We start from the raw sequence: 16,256 nt of genomic DNA, 5'->3' as shown, positions 1-16,256 counted from the left end.
GGTTGCCAGCCTGGCGCATGGCCCGAAACAAACCTGTGTAGGAGCGGATTCATCCGCGATGCGCCGCGCGGCGGCGCTCGGTCTGATAGGCGCAGAATTTCTATCGGCGAACACCCCGCGGCCCCTCAACTCTCTTGTCGGACATTTCCGAACCTGAAACCAAATGCTTCAGCCGTGAACGCTTGGGAACTATCCTACGCACCTGTCGGAAGCTGCTGCGTTGTCGGGGAAATGCCCCGGGGATAACTTCACCGGGTCGCCATATTTGGTGACCGGGTGTGAGAACCCGTTCCACGAAGATCGCCGCTCTGCTATGGCAGCCGTGCGCGGGCAGGTTCGTCCTGACCGGTTTTCCTTCGTGGCCGGGTTCTCACTCCGCGCATGGCTGCCACCCAAATCATGTGAGAACGATCAAGTGGCGGTTCCTGTCACCCACGAAAGGAACTTCATGATGAAAAAAATCGTCCCCGACCCACCCCGTATCGCCCCCTTCATCACCATCCGCCCCACCCTCACCCGCGAGGAAGCCATGGCCGCCGCCGTCGAGGTAGCCACCGCCATTTCCGATGTACTCGATGTCTATTTCAAGACCGAACCCAGCGACTACCGCGACCGCCTGTTCACCGCCAGCGACTACCTCGGGCAACTCGCCTGCGCCTTGCTCGAGCACAGGCCGGAGGTACAGCCATGACCAGAGGCCACACCGCAGGCCGCACCACCTGCATGGACCTGTTCAAGGTCGAACCGGGCGTTCCTTTCCAGGATGCTTTCAGCGAGTTGTCGGTATTGCTCGGCTGCATCCGCCACCTGACCTGCGAGGCCGAGATGGAAGGCGATCTGCTGGCCGGCAGTTCGGCGCGGATTCTGAGCGCCATGGCCAAGGCGTTGATCGATGACATGGAGTCAGGGGTTGAACCGTAGCCGTTGATTGCAACACCGACTTCTGTGGAGGCCGCTGTCTGGCCTTGCTGGTGATCGGGCCCGGCTATGCCGGGCATCGCCAGCAAGGCTGGCTCCTACAGGTCCGGGTGCGAGGATTTCGTGGCCTGCTGGTTGCTCAGCGGGGGCTGCTGCACCGCAGGATTGCCCTCGGTATCGCCACCCATGGACTTGCGAAAGCCCTGGATCGTCTCGCCCACATCGCTGCCCAACCCTTTGAGACGCTTGGTGCCGAACAGCAGGAAGGCGATCAACAGTACGATCACCAGTTGCCAGATTCCGATGCCACCCATGTAAGACCACTCCTGTCAGGTCGATGAAAAAACGAAAGCGCAATCCTGCCTTTCGCAGATGACGCGGGCGTGACGGTCGTGTTGCTGCCATCTGACTGAAACAACCACGGTGTTCACTGGCCCCCTTGGGAACCAACGGGGAAGCAAGGATGGCAGCCAGGCGACAACGGGGCGCGGCACTGCTGATGGTGCTGGTGGTGCTGGCGATGCTCGCCGGGGGGCTGGCCTGGCTGGTGGAGGATGGCCGGCGCCAGGTCGATGACGTGCGCCTGCTGCACCAGCGCGTGCAGGTGCGGGCCATGGAGCAGGCGGGGCTGGCCTATGCCTCGCAGGCCCTGCGCGATCCGGCCTGGCGCGCCAGCCCGTTGTTCTGGCAGGCGCTGCGTGGGCAGGCGCTGGACTATGACTTTGGCGCCGGCAAGGCGCAGTTGCGGGTGATTGACCAGCACACCTGCTTCAACGTCAACGCCTTGCTGGGCGAGGATGGCGAGCGTGCCGAGCGCCAGTTGCGCCACCTGTTGGGGGACGACATGGCCGCCGAGCGCTTGGTCGACGGTCTGGCTGACTGGCTCGACAATGACAGCGACGCGCGATTGCAAGGGGCTGAAAGCGCCCAGTACCTGCGCCAGCAGCCCCCACGGCTGGCAGCCAACCAACCCATGGTCGACAGCAGCGAGCTGAACTTGCTGCTGGAGCAAGATGCCAGCCGTCAGGCGCGCTACCCGATGCTCTGTGCGTTGCCGTTTACCACGGGTTGGCGGCTCAATGCCAATGCCCTGGGGCTTGAACACCTGCCCTTGCTGGAAGCGCTATACGAGGGGCGATTCTCGCGTTCGTTGCTCAGCCGCATCGTCACCGGCCGGCCTGCGGCGGGCTATGTGGACGCCAGCGCATTGCGCCAGGCACTGGGGGCTGTGGACGACGAGACGTTCGCCCGGCTGAGCGAGGGCCTGCTGCTCAACAGCGGGCATTTCCTGTTGCAGCTGTCGTTCGAGGAGCAGGGGCGCACCCTGCGCAGTCAGTTCCAGGTCGAGGCGCTGGGGGTGGTGCAATGGCATGCCCGGGTGCCGGCGCAGCAGGTGCGGGTGCTTGGGCGAGAGCCTGCGGTTTCCCTGTAGGAGCGGCTTCAGCCGCGATGCAGGCACCGCGGTGCCGGGCACCCGCGTCGCGGGTGATCGCGGCTGAAGCCGCTCCTACAGAGGCCATGTCAGGTATTTTCATCAGCCGGCCTTTCAACACTGTAATGTCCGCCTCACCTTGGCGTTAGCTGCGCCTCGCTAGGATGGCCCTGTCGATACGGTTATCACGAGGCAAGCACGATGAACCTGACTAAATACCTGCTGCTGGCGACCCTCGCCCTGGGCAGCGCCAGCGTCTACGCCGAGGGTGGCGCGGAGCGTTCCAAGCAGTTCTGGGAAGCCTTCCGCCAGGACCAGCAACGCCTGTACGGCGACAAGCAAGAGGCGGTGGTGGAGCGTGAGCGCAAGGCCGAGGAGAAGGCCCGCGAGCTGGCCAAGGATTGAGTACCACACACCTGCGCCGCGTCAGCTCCTCGCCGCAGGTGGATTCGGGCGCCCAGATGGGCGCCTTTTTTATTTGCGCGCCAGCAGCGTGGCGCGGCGCGGTGCCGGCAGGCCTTCGACGGTCTTGCCGTGGTCGTTCGGGTCGAGGAAGTCGCCCAGCGACTGGTAGCGCATCCACTCGGTGCTGCGCTGCTCCTCGACCGAGGTGACGCTGACATCGACGCAGCGCACATCGCTGAAACCGGCCCGGCGCAGCCAGCGCTCCAGCGCCGGCACCGAGGGCAGGAACCAGACGTTGCGCATCTGCGCGTAACGGTCTTCCGGCACCAGCACCTGATTCTCGTCGCCCTCGATCACCAGGGTCTCCAGCACCAGTTCGCCGCCCTTGACCAGGCAGTCCTTGAGCGCCAGCAAGTGTTCGATGGGCGAGCGGCGGTGGTAGAACACGCCCATTGAAAACACGGTGTCGAAGCCTTCGAGGTTGGCCGGCAGGTCTTCCAGGGCGAACGGCAGGTGCCAGGCCGGCAGCTCCGGCAGGTACTGCTGCACCGCCTGGAACTGGCAGAAGAACAGCCAGTTGGGATCGACACCGATGACCATGTCGGCCCCGGCACCGAGCATGCGCCACTGGTAGTAGCCATTGCCGCAACCCACGTCGAGCACGCGTTTGCCCTTGAGGTCCAGATGCGGGCCGACCCGTGACCATTTCCAGTCAGAGCGCCATTCGGTGTCCACGTGCACGCCGAACAGGTCGAACGGCCCCTTGCGCCAAGGCGACAGGCCCATCAGCGCTTGATGCATCTGCGCGCGGGTGGCGTCGTCGCAGTCGCAGTCCAGGCGAAGGCCGTCGACGAGGTCGATTTGGTCGGGTGTCAGCTTTGGCAGCGACTCCAGGGCGCCGCGCCAGCGATCCAGATCGCCGTGGCCTTTTTCCAGCTTGGCTTCCAGTTGTGCCTGCAGGCCTTGGGACCAGGTGGCGAGGGGCGTGCCCGCCAGACGGCGGACGAGGGGGGACAGATCGATCATGGCAGGGCTATCAGCGAGGCGAAGTTGAGGCATTGGAACCACGGCACGACCTTGCTGAAGCCGGCGGCGCGCAGGCGCTCCTTGTGGGTTTCCAGGGTGTCGGGTTTCATCACGTTCTCGATGGCGCTGCGCTTCTGGGCGATCTCCAGTTCGCTGTAGCCATTGGCACGCTTGAAGTCCAGGTGCAGCTCGTTGAGCAGTTGTTGTTCCTGGTCGTCGGCGAAGCGCAGCTTTTCCGAGAGGATCAGCGCGCCGCCCGGCAGCAGGGCCTGGTGGATGCGGCCGAGCAGCGCCAGGCGTTGCTCGGGGGCGATGAACTGCAGGGTGAAGTTCATCGCCACCACCGAGGCGGGCTCGAGGGGCAGCGTGAGGATATCGGCCTCCAGCACCTGCACCGGCAGCAGTTCCTGGAACATCGAGTCCTGGGCAGTGAGGTACTGGCGGCAGCGCTCGACCATGGCCGCGGAGTTGTCCACCGCGATCACCCGGCAACCGTCGCTGCGCACATGGCGGCGCAGCGACTGGCTGACCGCACCCAGCGAGGCGCCCAGGTCGTACAGCGCGGAGTGCGGCTGGGCGAAGCGCGCGGCCAGCACGCCCAGGTTCTCGACGATGGTCGGGTAACCGGGCACCGAGCGCTTGATCATGTCCGGGAACACCTGCACCACGTCTTCGTTGAAGACGAAGTCGGGCACCTGCTCCAGGGGCTGGGCGAATAGGCGGTCGGGTTCTTTGCTCACGGTGGGTCCAGGCGGCTTGCAATCCAGAGGGGCGGCATTCTAGCCAAACCGCGGCCAGCTTGCATGCCCGGCTGACCGGCGCCCCGGCCTCACTTGACCTTGATGGCGCAATCGAAGGTCTGCACCGGTGGCACCTCCGGGGCCCAGGGCTGCTGGTAGACCAGGATCAGGTGGGCTTCGCCGGGGGCCTTGGCCTGGAAACGCCAGGTGGAAAGGCCGCCGCTACCGACGACACCCGACGCTTCAGAGGCGTTGTACACCTCAGGGCCGAGGCTGCGCAGGATGCCCGAGGCCGGGTTCTGCACCAGCCAGCGGTAGCCGGTGGTGGGGTTGCCGGGCAGGGTCAGGGTCATGCCTTGGCCGACCTGCAGGCGCTGGGGGCATTCGCTCTCGGCGTCCAGTTCAACAGTGCGTTGTGGGTGCTGGGCGCAGGCGGTGAGCAGCGCAAGGCCCAGGGGAACGAGCAGACGAAGGGTGGTCATGTTGGCTCCTGAGGCTGAAGTTGCCTGAGGATAACCGAAGAAGGTGGACGTTTGTGCGGGCTTGTTCGCCGGCAAGCCGGCTCCTACAGGTCATGTGCCGTAGGAGCCGGCTTGCCGGCGAATGGGCCGCATGGCGGCCCCGGTTCTGTCAGAACAGCACTTTCGCCACGTCGGCGAAGCGCTTGGCGAAGTGCACGGTCAACCCTTCTTTCAGGTAATCCGGCAACTCCTCGAAGTCCCCGCGATTGGCATCCGGCAGGATCAGTTCGAAGATCTTCTGCCGCCGCGCGGCGATGACCTTTTCCCGCACCCCGCCAATCGGCAGGACCTGCCCGGTGAGTGTCAGTTCGCCAGTCATGGCCACGCCTTTTTTCGGCACCTGGTCACGGGCCAGCGACAGCAGGGCGCTGGCCATGGTGACCCCGGCGCTGGGGCCATCTTTCGGTGTCGCGCCCTCGGGCACGTGCAGGTGGATGAAGGCTTCATTGAAATAGCCCGGCGTGCCGCCAAACTGCTTCAGGTTAGAGCTGACATAGCTGTAGGCGATTTCGGCCGATTCCTTCATCACATCACCCAACTGGCCAGTGAGCTTGAGGCCACGGTTGAGGGTGTGGATGGAGGTAGCCTCGATCGGCAGGGTAGCGCCGCCCATGCTGGTCCAGGCCAGGCCAGTGATGACGCCCTTGCCGGCCAGCACCTGCTCGCTGCGGAACACCGGCATGCCCAGGGCGGGTTCGAGGTCCTTGGTGCCGATCTTGATTTTCGCCTCAGGGTCTTCCAGCAGCTTGACCACCGACTTGCGCACCAGTTTGCCCAGTTGTTTCTCCAGCTGGCGCACACCCGCTTCGCGGGCGTAACCCTCGATCACCGTGCGCAGGGCGCTGTCACTGATGCTCAGGCTGTTTTTCGAGACCCCAGCCTTCTCCAGCTGCTTGGGCCACAGGTGGCGCTTGGCGATGGCCAGCTTCTCTTCGGTGATGTAGCCGGACAGGCGGATCACCTCCATGCGGTCGAGCAGTGGGCCCGGAATCGAGTCGAGGGTGTTGGCGGTGCAGACGAACAGCACCTTGGACAGGTCCAGGCGCAGGTCCAGGTAGTGGTCGAGGAAGTCGACGTTCTGCTCCGGGTCGAGGGTCTCCAGCAGCGCCGAGGCCGGATCGCCCTGGTAGCTCTGGCCCATCTTGTCGATTTCGTCGAGCATGATCACCGGGTTTATCACCTCGACCTCCTTCAACGCCTGCACCAGCTTGCCGGGCTGGGCGCCGATGTAGGTGCGGCGGTGGCCCTTGATCTCCGCCTCGTCGCGCATGCCACCGACACTGAAGCGATAGAACGGCCGACCCAGGGATTCGGCGATGGATTTACCGATGCTGGTCTTGCCCACCCCTGGCGGGCCGACCAGCAACACGATGGAGCCGCTGATCTCGCCTTTCCAGGCACCGACGGCGAGGAACTCGAGGATGCGCTCCTTGATGTCGTCCAGGCCGGCGTGGTGCTGGTCGAGCACCTTGCGGGCGTGCTTGAGGTCGAGCTTGTCCTTGCCCTGGATGCCCCAGGGCAGGGCAGTTGCCCATTCCAGGTAGTTGCGGGTAACGGCGTATTCCGGCGAGCCGGTCTCGAGGATGGCCAGTTTGCCCATCTCTTCGTCGATGCGCTTTTGTGCCTGCTCGGGCAGGGTCTTGCCTTCGAGGCGTTGCTGGAACTGCTCGAGGTCGGCGCTGCGGTCGTCCTTGGTCAGGCCCAGCTCCTGCTGGATGACCTTGAGCTGTTCTTTCAGGAAGAACTCGCGCTGGTGCTCGCCGATCTGTCGGTTCACTTCAGCGGAAATCTCGTTCTGCAGCCGGGCGACCTCGACCTCCTTGCGCAGCATCGGCAGGACCTTTTCCATGCGCTTGAGCATGGGCACGCAGTCGAGCACTTCCTGCAGCTGGTTGCCGGTGGCGGAGGTCAGCGCGGCGGCGAAGTCGGTCAGCGGCGAGGGGTCGTTGGGGCTGAAGCGGTTGAGGTAGTTCTTCAGCTCTTCGCTGTACAGCGGGTTGAGCGGCAGCAGTTCCTTGATCGCGTTGATCAGGGCCATGCCGTAGGCCTTCACCTCGTCGGTGGGCTCGGCCGGCTGGCGCGGGTATTCGACCTCGACCAGGTACGGCGGGCGATGGTGCTTGAGCCAGGTGCGGATGCGCACCCGGGTCAGGCCCTGGGCGACGAACTGCAGCTTGCCGCCTTCGCGGCTGGCGTGGTGCACCTTCACCAGAGTGCCGTATTCGGGCAAGGCTTTGGTGTCGAAGTGGCGGTGGTCTTCGGGCGGGGTGTCCATGAAGAACAGCGCCAACGAGCGGTGCGGGGTGTTGGCCACCAGGTCGAGGGTTTCGGCCCAGGGCTCTTCGTTGACGATCACCGGCAGCACTTGCGCGGGGAAGAACGGGCGGTTGTGGATCGGGATCACGTAGACCTTGTCCGGCAGCTGCTGGCCGGGCAGGGCGAGGTGGTGGCCGGTGCTGGCCGTTGGATCGAGGTGTTCGACTTCGCTGTGTTCGTCGGGGCGTTCCGGGAAATCCTGCTGGTCGCTCATGGGGCACCTGCGTGAATGGCTATGGTGCTTAGATGGGGCGGTGGTCGGCAGGTTTCAATGGTAGACGAAGGGGAGGGCCGCGTAGCGGCCCCACAGGTGTCAGATCGCCGCCTTCTTCTGGCGCATCGCTACCGGTCCGGCATTGGCTTCCACGGCCCGCTTCAAGTCGCCGCACAGCCCGACCATGAAGGCCAGTTCCGCCACCACGAACAGCGGCCCGACGATCAACCCGCTGAGGTCGTCGACGAACGCCGGCTTGCGCCCTTCATACCAGTGCCCGACGAACTGGATGACCCAGCCCAGCACGAACGCACCCAGGCCGACGCTCAGCCATAACCCGGTGGCCTGTACCGCCAGTGCCTGGCCGGCCCACAGGCAAAGCCCCAGCAGCAGGCCCATCACCAGGCCGAAGCGTGTGTCCAGGCGCAGATAGAACCACACCGACCAGGCCGCCAGCAGCAGGGCCGGCGACAACCAGAGGCCGCCCACGTCCCAGCCGGGCCGCGACAGCAGGATGCTTACGGCCAGCACGATCAGCGGAATACCGATGAAATGGGTGGCAATATTGCGTGGGTCACGGTGATAGGCCGCGTATTGACTCAGGTGTTCGACGAGGTTTTTCATTGTTGTTCCTCCGTTCGGGGTTACGCCAGCTTGCCCCGATCATCCATCGTCGTCTGTCGCCTGGCCGACAGAGTCCGCTTGCGAGGTGCCATGCACGATCCACGTCCCCAGCTGTTGCACGGCCAGTGGTTCCGGCAGTTGCCCGCACATGTTCAGGATAGCCTGCTGGCCTTGGCCCGGTTTCGCGAGCTGGCGCCCGGGCAGTGCCTGTTCCAGCGTGGCGACGCGCCCTGTGGCCTGTATGCGGTGCTCGACGGGGCGATGCGCGTGGGGGCGGTCAGCAGCGAAGGCAAGGAGGCGCTGCTGACCCTGGTCGAAGCGCCCAACTGGTTTGGCGAGATCAGCCTGTTCGATGGCCAGCCGCGCACCCACGACGCCTTTGCCGAAGGCGCGACACGGCTGCTGTGGATACCCCAGGCACCGCTGCTGCAATGGCTCGACCGCGAGCCCCGGCACTGGCGCGAGCTGGCCCTGCTGATGAGCCACAAGTTGCGCTGGGTGTTCGTTGCCCTGGAGCAGCAGAGCCTGCTGGCGGCAGCGCCGCGCCTGGCTCACCGGCTGTTGCAGATCGCCGAGGGCTATGGCGAGCGGGATGTGCCGCAGTGGCGCCTGCAGCTTTCCCAGGAGCAGTTGGCACTGATGCTTTCGCTGTCGCGCCAGACCATCAACCAGATCCTCAGGAGCCTCGAGCAGGCCGGCGTGGTGCGCCTGGGCTACGGCGAGGTGGAGATTGTCGATGCGCCGCGCCTGCGGGCGATGGCGCAGCATCCAGGCTGATTAGTGTGTCGATCATCGCCCGGGCGGCGGGGGACAGGCGATAGCCACTGCGGCTGACCACCCCGCAGCGCACGCTGAGCACTTCCAGCCCCGGAGGCACGTTGCGCCAGTGCAGCCGCACCAGGCGGCCGGCGGCCAGGTCCTCGCTGACGGCCTCCTCGCTGGCGGTACCGATCGCATCGCTGGCCAGCACCACGCTGCGCAGCACCGCCAGGTGCTCGGTCTGCAGGTGCGGGGTGAAGTCGTTGCGCCCGCTGAGGTTGGCCAGGCGCTTGCGCACACCGGGGGCAAGCAGGGCACTGGCCAGCGGGTAGGCGAACAGGTCGTTGGTCGACAGGCTGTCCTTGGCCAGCAGGGGGTGTTCGGGGCGGCAGAAGAACAGGCCGGGGCGCGGTTTGAGTGGCTCGGTGTGGAAGTTCGGGTCGGCCTCGAACGGACGGATATCATCGACGAAGAACTCGATCTGCTCGCGACGCAAGGCCTGGCCCAGGCGTTCGGCGTTGTCGACCAGCAGCGCGGTGCGGATGCCTGGGTGGTGCTCGATGAAGTGCTGCAACGCCTGTGGCACCAGGTGCACGGCCAGCGCGGGGCCGCTGCCGAAATGCAGCTCGCCGGCATCGAGCTTGGTCATTTGCAGGACTTCGTTGTTCAGTTGGGCCGCGCCTTGCACCAGGCGCCGGGCGTGCTGCAGCACCACCTGGCCTTCCGGAGTGGGCGGCAGGGCCTTGTTGCCGCGATCGACCAGGCTGCAGCCAAGGGTCTGCTCGAGGTTCTGGATGGCACGGCTGAAGGCCGGTTGGGTGATGCCCATGGCTTCGGCGGCGCGGACGAAACTGCGGTATTCGGTGAGGGCGATGAAGTAGCGCAGTTGGCGGAGGTCCATGCTCGGGCTCTGGTGGCGGGTGATCAGTCCTCGGTTTTAGTGGTTGTTGCTTATAGCGTCAAGAATGGATTTGTTTTGTTTTTAGTAGATTTTGTTATGTGCATAGAGCGTTCGCCGGCAAGCCGGCTCCTACCTGGAACCGGTGCGTCATTGCCGGCGAACCGCCTCACAACAGATTCAACGGATAACTCACGATCACCCGGTTCTCATCGAACGCATTGCTGCTGAAATCCCGGCGCATGGTCGAATTGCGCCACTTCACCGACAGGTCCTTGAACGCCCCGGACTGCACCACATAGGCCAGCTCCGTCTCCCGCGCCCACTCCTTGCCGTCATCCACCGCACTGGTGTGCACGTTGTCACCCTTGATATAGCGGTTCATCAAGGTCAGCCCGGGAATCCCGACAGTGACGAAGTTGAAATCATGACGCAGCTGCCACGAGCGCTCCTTGGCATTGTCGAAACTGGCGTTGTAGCTGTCGTTGGCCAGGGTACCGCCGCTGGTGCCGTTGACCCGCATCCAGGCATCGTCGCCGCTGACCTTCTGCAGGCCGACATAGAAGGTGTGCCCCATGTAGCGCGCCGAGAGCATGGCCGAGGCGGTGCGGTTGTCCAGGTCGCCGGCGCGGGCGCTGCCGTCCTCCTTGCCGAGGAAGTAGCCGAGGTTGGCGCCCAGGGTCCAGTCACCCAGAGGCTGGCTGTGCACCAGGTTGAGGTACTGCTGGCGGTAGATATCCTTGAGCTGGGCGTTCCACAGGCCGAGCATCGTGCGCTTGTCGTTGAAGGTGTATTCGCCACCGGCAAAGTTGAAGCGGTCGGAGGTGATGCCGGCGCGGCCCTGCATGAACATGTCTTCCATGCTCGCGTCGTTGCGCGGACTGTTGCCACGGAACTGGCCGGCGTAGAGGGTCAGGCCGTCGAGTTCCCGTGATGTGAGCTGGCCACCGCGGAAGGTTTGTGGCAGCGAGCGCCCATCGTCGGAGCGCAGGATCGGCAGCACCGGCATCCACTCGCCGACCTTCAGTTCGGTCTGTGACAGGCGCGTCTTGAGCGCCACGCCCAGCCGGCCGAAATCATCCGCCGGGCGGCCGTCGTCATGCACGGGTAATAAGTGGGTGCCGGCCGTGCCCTTGCCGCCATCGAGCTTGAGTGAATACAGCCCCAGCACGTCCACGCCGAAGCCGACGGTGCCCTGGGTGAAGCCGGAGCGGGCGTCGAGAATGAAGCTTTGGGTCCACTCCTCGGCCTTGCCCTGGGGGTTGGCCGGGTCGACGAAGTTGCGGTTGATGTAGAAGTTGCGCAGGTTGAGGCTGGCCTTGGCGTCTTCCACGAAACCGCCTTCGGCGGCCAGGGTGGGGACGGCGCAGGACAGGGCCAACAGGCCGGGCAGCAGCTGGCGTGTGGGGTGCAAAGTGCTCATCGCTTGGGTCTCTTGTTTTTATTGGGCGAGCCGGGGCGCTGCGGGTGCGGGCCGCAGGGTTTGGCTTCATTTGTGAGAACTTGTGCAACGTTGCGTGGGCGATGGTGCGGGGCAGGGCGGGGGCGAGGCAATTCGTCGTAAGCGGAATGGGGCGATTATCGAACGATATGTCCGATCGTGTTGAGGATGTAGGAGCGGCCTTGTGCCGCGAAAGGGCTGCGCAGCAGCCCCGGCAATGCTGCAGGAATGCTGATATCTGGGGCCGCTTCGCGCCCCTTTCCGGCCGGTCCGACGCCTCGGCAAGGCCGCTCCCACAGGGGGCGGTGTACGGCATCCAACAAAAAGCCCACCGCGAGGGTGGGCTTGATGCTGTTACCGAACCAATCAGCCTTTCGGCGTCTGGATCGAGGCCTGTTGCTGGGTCTGTTCGTACCAGCCGCCACCGAGGGCCTTGTACAGGTTGACCTCGCTGACCAACTGCGACAGGCGGTCGCTGATCAGCGCCTGCTGGGCACTGAACAGGTTGCGCTGGGCGTCGAGGAAGGTCAGGTTGCTGTCGATACCAATGCGGTAGCGGCGCTCGGCCAGGCGGTAGTAGTCCTGGTTCGCCGCCACCAGGTCGCGTTGCGCCTGCAGCTGCTCTTCGAACGTCTTGCGTGCGGCCAGGCCATCGGCGACTTCCTGGAAGGCGGTCTGGATGGTCTTCTCGTACTTGGCGACGTTGATGTCCTTCTGGATCTTCGAGTAGTCCAGGCTTGCCTTCAGGCTGCCGGCGTTGAAGATCGGCAGGTTGATCTGCGGCTGGAACAGCCAGGTGCCCGACCCTCCCTTGAACAGCCCGCCCATGTCCGGGCTCAGGGTACCGGCGTTGGCGGTCAGGCTGATGCTCGGGAAGAACGCCGCGCGGGCAGCGCCAATGTTGGCGTTGGCGGCCTTGAGCAGGTGCTCGGCCTCCTGGATGTCCGGGCGGCGCTGGAGGATATCGGACGGCAGGCCGGCAGGCACTTCGGCCAGCTGGTCGGCGTTGAGCTCCAGCGGCTTGGGCAGGGTGGCCGGCACGCCGGTACCCACCAGTACGGTCAGGCTGTTCAGGTCCTGGGCGACCAGGCGCTGGTACTGCGAAAGCTTGACCCGCGCGCCTTCGACGGCGGTACGGGCCTGGCTCAGGTCCAGGGCCGAAGCCACGCCCACCTCATTGCTGCGGCGGGTCAGGTTGTAGCTCTCTTCGTACGTCTTGAGCGTTTCTTCGGTCAGCTTGAGCAGCGCCTGGTCGGCCTGCCAGGTGTAGTAGGCGTTGGCCACGCTGGCCACCAGGCTGATCTGCGTGGAACGGCGCGCCTGCTCGCTGGAGAGGTAGGTCTCCAGGGCCTGCTCCGTCAGGCTGCGCACGCGGCCGAACAGGTCCAGCTCGTAGGAGCTGACACCCAGGGTGGCCGAGTACTGGCTGGTGATGTTCGCTTCGCCGGTCTGCGACATGTTCGCCGGTACCCGCTGGCGGCTGCCGCTGCCATTGGCCGACACCGCCGGGAACAGGTCGGCGCGCTGGATGCGATATTGCGCGCGGTAGGCGTCGATGTTCAGCGCCGCGACCCGCAGGTCGCGGTTGTTTTCCAGCGACGCCTGAATCAGTTGCTGCAGCGCCGGGTCGTGGAAGAACTGGCGCCAGCCCTGCTCGGCGGCGGCGACGTTGGCGGACTCGGACGGCGAGTACGCAGGGCCTTGCGGCCATTGCGCGGCCACCGGCGCCTCAGGCGCCTGGTAGTCGGGGATCAGCGAGCAGCCGCCGAGAATGAAGGCGGTTACCGCCAGGGACAACAAAGACTTGGTCATTGCCCAGCCTCATAACGTGGAGTTTCAGGGGTGGCGTCCTGTTTCGGTTCTTTGCTGCCGAACAGCGACGACACAGCGACGAAGAATAGCGGTACCCAGAAGATTGCAAGCACGGTCGCACTGATCATGCCGCCGATCACGCCGGTGCCGATGGCGTGCTGGCTGCCCGCGCCGGCGCCGCTGGCGATGGTCAACGGTACCACGCCGAGGATGAACGCCAGCGAGGTCATGATGATGGGGCGCAGACGCATGCGGCACGCCTCGATCGCCGCGTCGTACAGGCTACGGCCTTGCTCGTGCAGCTCCTTGGCGAATTCGACGATCAGGATGGCGTTCTTCGCCGCCAGGCCGATCGTGGTCAACAGGCCGACCAGGAAGTACACGTCGTTGGACAAACCGCGCAGGCTGGTGGCGAGCAGGGCACCGATGATACCCAGTGGCACTACCAGCACCACCGCGATCGGGATCGACCAGCTTTCGTACAGGGCCGCCAGGCACAGGAACACGAACAGGACCGAGAGGGCGAACAGTGCCGGCATCTGCGAGCCGGAGAGTTTTTCCTCGTAGGACATGCCGGTCCAGGAGTAGCCGATGCCGGTTGGCAGCTCGCCAACGATGCGCTCGACTTCGGCCATGGCTTCACCGGTGCTGTAGCCCGGTGCCGGGGCACCGAGGATCTCGACTGCTTCCACGCCGTTGTAGCGCGACAGTTTCGGCGAGCCATAGCTCCACTCGCCCTTGGCGAAGGAGGAGAACGGCACCATCTCGCCCTTGCCGTTGCGCACGTACCACTTCTGCAGGTCTTCCGGGCTCATCCGCGAGTTCGGTTCGCCCTGGATGTACACCTTCTTGACCCGACCGCGGTCGATGAAGTCGTTGACGTAGCTACCGCCCAGGGCGATCGACAGGGTGTTGTTGATGTCGGCGATGGTCACGCCCAGGGCACTGGCGCGTTCGTCGTCGATGGTCAGTTGGTACTGTGGCTCGTCGTTCAGACCGTTCGGGCGCACCGCGCTGAGGATCTTGCTCTGCGAGGCCTTGGCCAGGAACTGGTTGCGCGCTTCCATCAGCTTCGCGTGGCCGACGCCGGCGCGGTCCTGGAGGAACACGTCGAAGCCGGTGGCGTTACCCAGTTCGAGTACCGCTGGCGGGGCAAAGGCGAACACCATCGCGTCGCGGAAGCTGAAGAAGTGCATCTGCGCGCGCTGGGCGAGGGCGAACACGCTGTTCTCCTTCGAGCGCTCGTCCCATGGCTTGAGCATGATGAACGCCATGCCCGAGCTCTGGCCACGGCCGGCGAAGTTGAAGCCGTTGACGGTGAACACCGACGCCACGGTGTCGGCTTCCTTGTCGAGCAGGTACTCGCGCATCTGGTCGACCACCACCTGGGTGCGCTCGGCGCTGGAACCGGCTGGGGTCTGCACCTGGGCGAACAGTACGCCTTGGTCTTCTTCCGGCAGGAACGCGGTGGGGATGCGCGCGAACAGCCAGATCATGCCGACCACGATCAGGGCGTAGGCCAGCAGGAACGGGATCTTGTTGCGCAGGATCGCGCCGACGCTGCGCTCGTAGCCGACAACACTGCGGTCGAAGTTACGGTTGAACCAGCCGAAGAAGCCGCGCTTGGCGACATGGTGCTCGCCTTTCTTCAGCGGCTTGAGCATGGTGGCGCACAAAGCCGGGGTGAAGATCAGCGCCACCAGTACCGACAGGCCCATGGCCGAGACGATGGTGATGGAGAACTGGCGATAGATCACACCGGTGGAACCGCCGAAGAAGGCCATCGGCAGCAGTACCGCCGACAGCACCAGGGCGATACCCACCAGCGCGCCCTGGATCTGCTCCATGGAACGCTTGGTCGCCTCTTTGGGCGGCAACCCTTCCTCGGACATCACCCGCTCGACGTTCTCCACCACGACGATGGCGTCGTCCACCAGCAAGCCGATGGCCAGGACCATGGCGAACATGGTCAGGGTGTTGATGCTGAAGCCTGCGGCGGCAAGGATACCGAAGGTACCCAGCAGCACCACCGGCACGGTCATGGTGGTAATGATGGTGGCGCGGAAGTTCTGCAGGAACAGGTACATCACCAGGAACACCAGGACCACGGCCTCGATCAGGGTGTGAATTACCCCGCTGATCGATTCGGTGACCACCGGAGTGGTGTCATACGGGAACACGGCCTTCACGCCCGGCGGGAAGAACGGCTCCAGGTCGCTGATGGTCGTGCGCAGCGCCTTGGCGGTGTCCAGGGCGTTGGCACCAGTGGCCAGTTTGACCGCCAGGCCCGAGGCCGGCATGCCGTTGTACTGGGCGCTGATGGCGTAGTTTTCGCCGCCCAGGCCGACCGTGGCGACATCGCCCAGGCGTACCTGGGAACCGTCGTTGTTGACCTTGAGCAGGATCTTCTCGAACTGCTCGGCGGTCTGCAGGCGGGTCTTGCCGATGATGGTGGCGTTGAGCTGGGTGCCCGGCAGTGCCGGCAAACCGCCGAGCTGGCCGGACGAGACCTGGACGTTCTGCGCGGCCACGGCGGTGCGCACGTCGACCGGGGTCAGCTGGAACTTGTTCAGCTTGGCCGGATCCAGCCAGATACGCATCGCGTACTGGGCACCGAATACCTGGAAGTCACCCACGCCGGCAGTTCGCGAGATCGGGTCCTGCATGTTGGAGACGATGTAGTTGGCCAGGTCGTCCTTGCTCATGCTGCCGTCTTCGGACACCAGGCCGATCACCAGCAGGAAGTTCTTCACGGCCTTGGTGACGCGGATACCCTGCTGCTGCACTTCTTGCGGCAGCAGCGGGGTGGCCAGGCTCAGCTTGTTCTGCACCTGGACCTGCGCGGTGTCGGAGTTGGTGCCCTGCTCGAAGGTGGCGGTGATGGTCATGCTGCCGTCGGAGTTACTTTCCGACGACACATAACGCAGGTTGTCGATACCGTTGAGCTGCTGCTCGATCACCTGCACCACGGTGTCCTGCACCGTCTGCGCCGAGGCGCCAGGGTAGGTGACGGAAATGGCGATGGCCGGCGGGGCGATGCTCGGGTACTGGTTGATCGGCAGCTTCAGGATCGACAAGGCGCCGACCAGCATGATCACCAGGGCGATCACCCAGGCAAAGATCGGGCGATCGATAAAGAACTTCGACATG

15 protein-coding genes are annotated in these 16,256 nt (G+C 64.8%); 5 read left to right on the top strand and 10 right to left on the bottom strand.

What is annotated here, in order from left to right; genetic code table 11:
* Positions 1 to 451: 451 nt before the first annotated feature.
* Complete coding sequence (locus tag NGM28_RS15680) at positions 452 to 691, top strand: hypothetical protein (protein ID WP_252090708.1); 240 nt, start codon at positions 452 to 454, stop codon at positions 689 to 691.
* Positions 688 to 921, top strand: coding sequence for a DUF3077 domain-containing protein (locus NGM28_RS15675; RefSeq protein WP_044488425.1), 234 nt, complete (start codon positions 688 to 690; stop codon positions 919 to 921). The genes NGM28_RS15680 and NGM28_RS15675 overlap by 4 nt, the downstream gene beginning before the upstream one ends.
* A gap of 95 nt (positions 922 to 1,016) precedes the next feature.
* On the opposite strand, the gene tatA is transcribed toward NGM28_RS15675, so the two are convergent.
* A complete protein-coding gene (tatA, locus tag NGM28_RS15670; RefSeq protein ID WP_252090707.1) occupies positions 1,017 to 1,232 on the bottom strand; it encodes a twin-arginine translocase TatA/TatE family subunit in 216 nt (71 codons plus the stop codon).
* Between the two features lie 149 nt (positions 1,233 to 1,381).
* Here tatA and gspK point away from each other — a divergent pair, with 149 nt between their 5' ends.
* Both gspK and NGM28_RS15660 read left to right on the top strand, forming a co-directional pair.
* Positions 1,382 to 2,350, top strand: a complete 969-nt coding sequence (gene gspK, locus NGM28_RS15665; protein ID WP_252090706.1) for a type II secretion system minor pseudopilin GspK — start codon at positions 1,382 to 1,384, stop codon at positions 2,348 to 2,350.
* 201 nt (positions 2,351 to 2,551) lie between these two features.
* The gene (locus NGM28_RS15660; protein WP_011535430.1) at positions 2,552 to 2,755 is read left to right on the top strand and encodes a hypothetical protein; all 204 of its coding nucleotides are present in this window, start codon (positions 2,552 to 2,554) and stop codon (positions 2,753 to 2,755) included.
* A 69-nt stretch (positions 2,756 to 2,824) separates the two neighbouring features.
* Here NGM28_RS15660 and cmoB read toward each other — a convergent pair whose 3' ends face one another.
* The 5 genes from cmoB to NGM28_RS15635 form a co-directional block, all read right to left on the bottom strand.
* Positions 2,825 to 3,781 carry a tRNA 5-methoxyuridine(34)/uridine 5-oxyacetic acid(34) synthase CmoB gene (cmoB, locus tag NGM28_RS15655; RefSeq protein WP_252090705.1) on the bottom strand — a complete coding sequence of 319 codons (957 nt, stop codon included), beginning with the start codon at positions 3,779 to 3,781 and terminating at the stop codon, positions 2,825 to 2,827.
* A complete protein-coding gene (gene cmoA / locus NGM28_RS15650; RefSeq protein WP_252090704.1) occupies positions 3,778 to 4,521 on the bottom strand; it encodes a carboxy-S-adenosyl-L-methionine synthase CmoA in 744 nt (247 codons plus the stop codon). Before cmoA ends, cmoB begins: the two co-directional genes overlap by 4 nt.
* A gap of 89 nt (positions 4,522 to 4,610) precedes the next feature.
* On the bottom strand, positions 4,611 to 5,003 hold the full coding sequence (locus NGM28_RS15645) for a protease inhibitor I42 family protein (protein WP_213658127.1): 393 nt from the start codon (positions 5,001 to 5,003) through the stop codon (positions 4,611 to 4,613).
* Between the two features lie 148 nt (positions 5,004 to 5,151).
* Complete coding sequence (gene lon / locus NGM28_RS15640) at positions 5,152 to 7,572, bottom strand: endopeptidase La (RefSeq protein WP_252090703.1); 2,421 nt, start codon at positions 7,570 to 7,572, stop codon at positions 5,152 to 5,154.
* Positions 7,573 to 7,671: 99 nt separating this feature from the next.
* Complete coding sequence (locus tag NGM28_RS15635) at positions 7,672 to 8,196, bottom strand: Mpo1 family 2-hydroxy fatty acid dioxygenase (protein WP_240065569.1); 525 nt, start codon at positions 8,194 to 8,196, stop codon at positions 7,672 to 7,674.
* Between the two features lie 90 nt (positions 8,197 to 8,286).
* Here NGM28_RS15635 and NGM28_RS15630 point away from each other — a divergent pair, with 90 nt between their 5' ends.
* Positions 8,287 to 8,973: a Crp/Fnr family transcriptional regulator gene (locus NGM28_RS15630; RefSeq protein ID WP_240065570.1), complete on the top strand. Its 687-nt coding sequence runs from the start codon at positions 8,287 to 8,289 to the stop codon at positions 8,971 to 8,973.
* Here the strand turns inward: NGM28_RS15630 and NGM28_RS15625 are convergent.
* The 4 genes from NGM28_RS15625 to ttgB all read right to left on the bottom strand — a co-directional run bounded on the left by NGM28_RS15625 (position 8,873) and on the right by ttgB (position 16,255).
* Entirely contained in the window at positions 8,873 to 9,856 is a 984-nt protein-coding gene (locus NGM28_RS15625) for a LysR family transcriptional regulator (protein ID WP_252090702.1), read from the bottom strand. The genes NGM28_RS15630 and NGM28_RS15625 overlap by 101 nt on opposite strands.
* 166 nt (positions 9,857 to 10,022) lie before the next feature.
* Entirely contained in the window at positions 10,023 to 11,276 is a 1,254-nt protein-coding gene (locus NGM28_RS15620; protein WP_240065572.1) for an OprD family porin, read from the bottom strand.
* 384 nt (positions 11,277 to 11,660) lie between these two features.
* The gene (locus tag NGM28_RS15615; RefSeq protein WP_252090701.1) at positions 11,661 to 13,106 is read right to left on the bottom strand and encodes an AdeC/AdeK/OprM family multidrug efflux complex outer membrane factor; all 1,446 of its coding nucleotides are present in this window, start codon (positions 13,104 to 13,106) and stop codon (positions 11,661 to 11,663) included.
* Complete coding sequence (gene ttgB, locus NGM28_RS15610; RefSeq protein ID WP_252090700.1) at positions 13,103 to 16,255, bottom strand: multidrug efflux RND transporter permease subunit TtgB; 3,153 nt, start codon at positions 16,253 to 16,255, stop codon at positions 13,103 to 13,105. The genes NGM28_RS15615 and ttgB overlap by 4 nt, the downstream gene beginning before the upstream one ends.
* Position 16,256: the final 1 nt, after the last annotated feature.

The organism is Pseudomonas sp. MWU13-3659 (genome assembly GCF_023757525.1).
Classification (GTDB): Bacteria; Pseudomonadota; Gammaproteobacteria; order Pseudomonadales; family Pseudomonadaceae; genus Aquipseudomonas; species Aquipseudomonas entomophila_E.
Note: the sequence above shows the minus strand (reverse complement) of the source record. Positions and strands in the feature narration are given on the sequence as shown.

What these genes read in the sequence shown, in the direction of transcription:
- NGM28_RS15680 (WP_252090708.1), top strand. Translation starts at nt 452, where the DNA reads ATGAAAAAAATCGTCCCCGACCCACCCCGTATCGCCCCCTTCATCACC.
- NGM28_RS15675 (WP_044488425.1), top strand. Translation starts at nt 688, where the DNA reads ATGACCAGAGGCCACACCGCAGGCCGCACCACCTGCATGGACCTGTTC.
- tatA (WP_252090707.1), bottom strand. Translation starts at nt 1,232, where the DNA reads ATGGGTGGCATCGGAATCTGGCAACTGGTGATCGTACTGTTGATCGCC.
- gspK (WP_252090706.1), top strand. Translation starts at nt 1,382, where the DNA reads ATGGCAGCCAGGCGACAACGGGGCGCGGCACTGCTGATGGTGCTGGTG.
- NGM28_RS15660 (WP_011535430.1), top strand. Translation starts at nt 2,552, where the DNA reads ATGAACCTGACTAAATACCTGCTGCTGGCGACCCTCGCCCTGGGCAGC.
- cmoB (WP_252090705.1), bottom strand. Translation starts at nt 3,781, where the DNA reads ATGATCGATCTGTCCCCCCTCGTCCGCCGTCTGGCGGGCACGCCCCTC.
- NGM28_RS15645 (WP_213658127.1), bottom strand. Translation starts at nt 5,003, where the DNA reads ATGACCACCCTTCGTCTGCTCGTTCCCCTGGGCCTTGCGCTGCTCACC.
- lon (WP_252090703.1), bottom strand. Translation starts at nt 7,572, where the DNA reads ATGAGCGACCAGCAGGATTTCCCGGAACGCCCCGACGAACACAGCGAA.
- NGM28_RS15635 (WP_240065569.1), bottom strand. Translation starts at nt 8,196, where the DNA reads ATGAAAAACCTCGTCGAACACCTGAGTCAATACGCGGCCTATCACCGT.
- NGM28_RS15630 (WP_240065570.1), top strand. Translation starts at nt 8,287, where the DNA reads ATGCACGATCCACGTCCCCAGCTGTTGCACGGCCAGTGGTTCCGGCAG.
- NGM28_RS15625 (WP_252090702.1), bottom strand. Translation starts at nt 9,856, where the DNA reads ATGGACCTCCGCCAACTGCGCTACTTCATCGCCCTCACCGAATACCGC.
- NGM28_RS15620 (WP_240065572.1), bottom strand. Translation starts at nt 11,276, where the DNA reads ATGAGCACTTTGCACCCCACACGCCAGCTGCTGCCCGGCCTGTTGGCC.
- NGM28_RS15615 (WP_252090701.1), bottom strand. Translation starts at nt 13,106, where the DNA reads ATGACCAAGTCTTTGTTGTCCCTGGCGGTAACCGCCTTCATTCTCGGC.
- ttgB (WP_252090700.1), bottom strand. Translation starts at nt 16,255, where the DNA reads ATGTCGAAGTTCTTTATCGATCGCCCGATCTTTGCCTGGGTGATCGCC.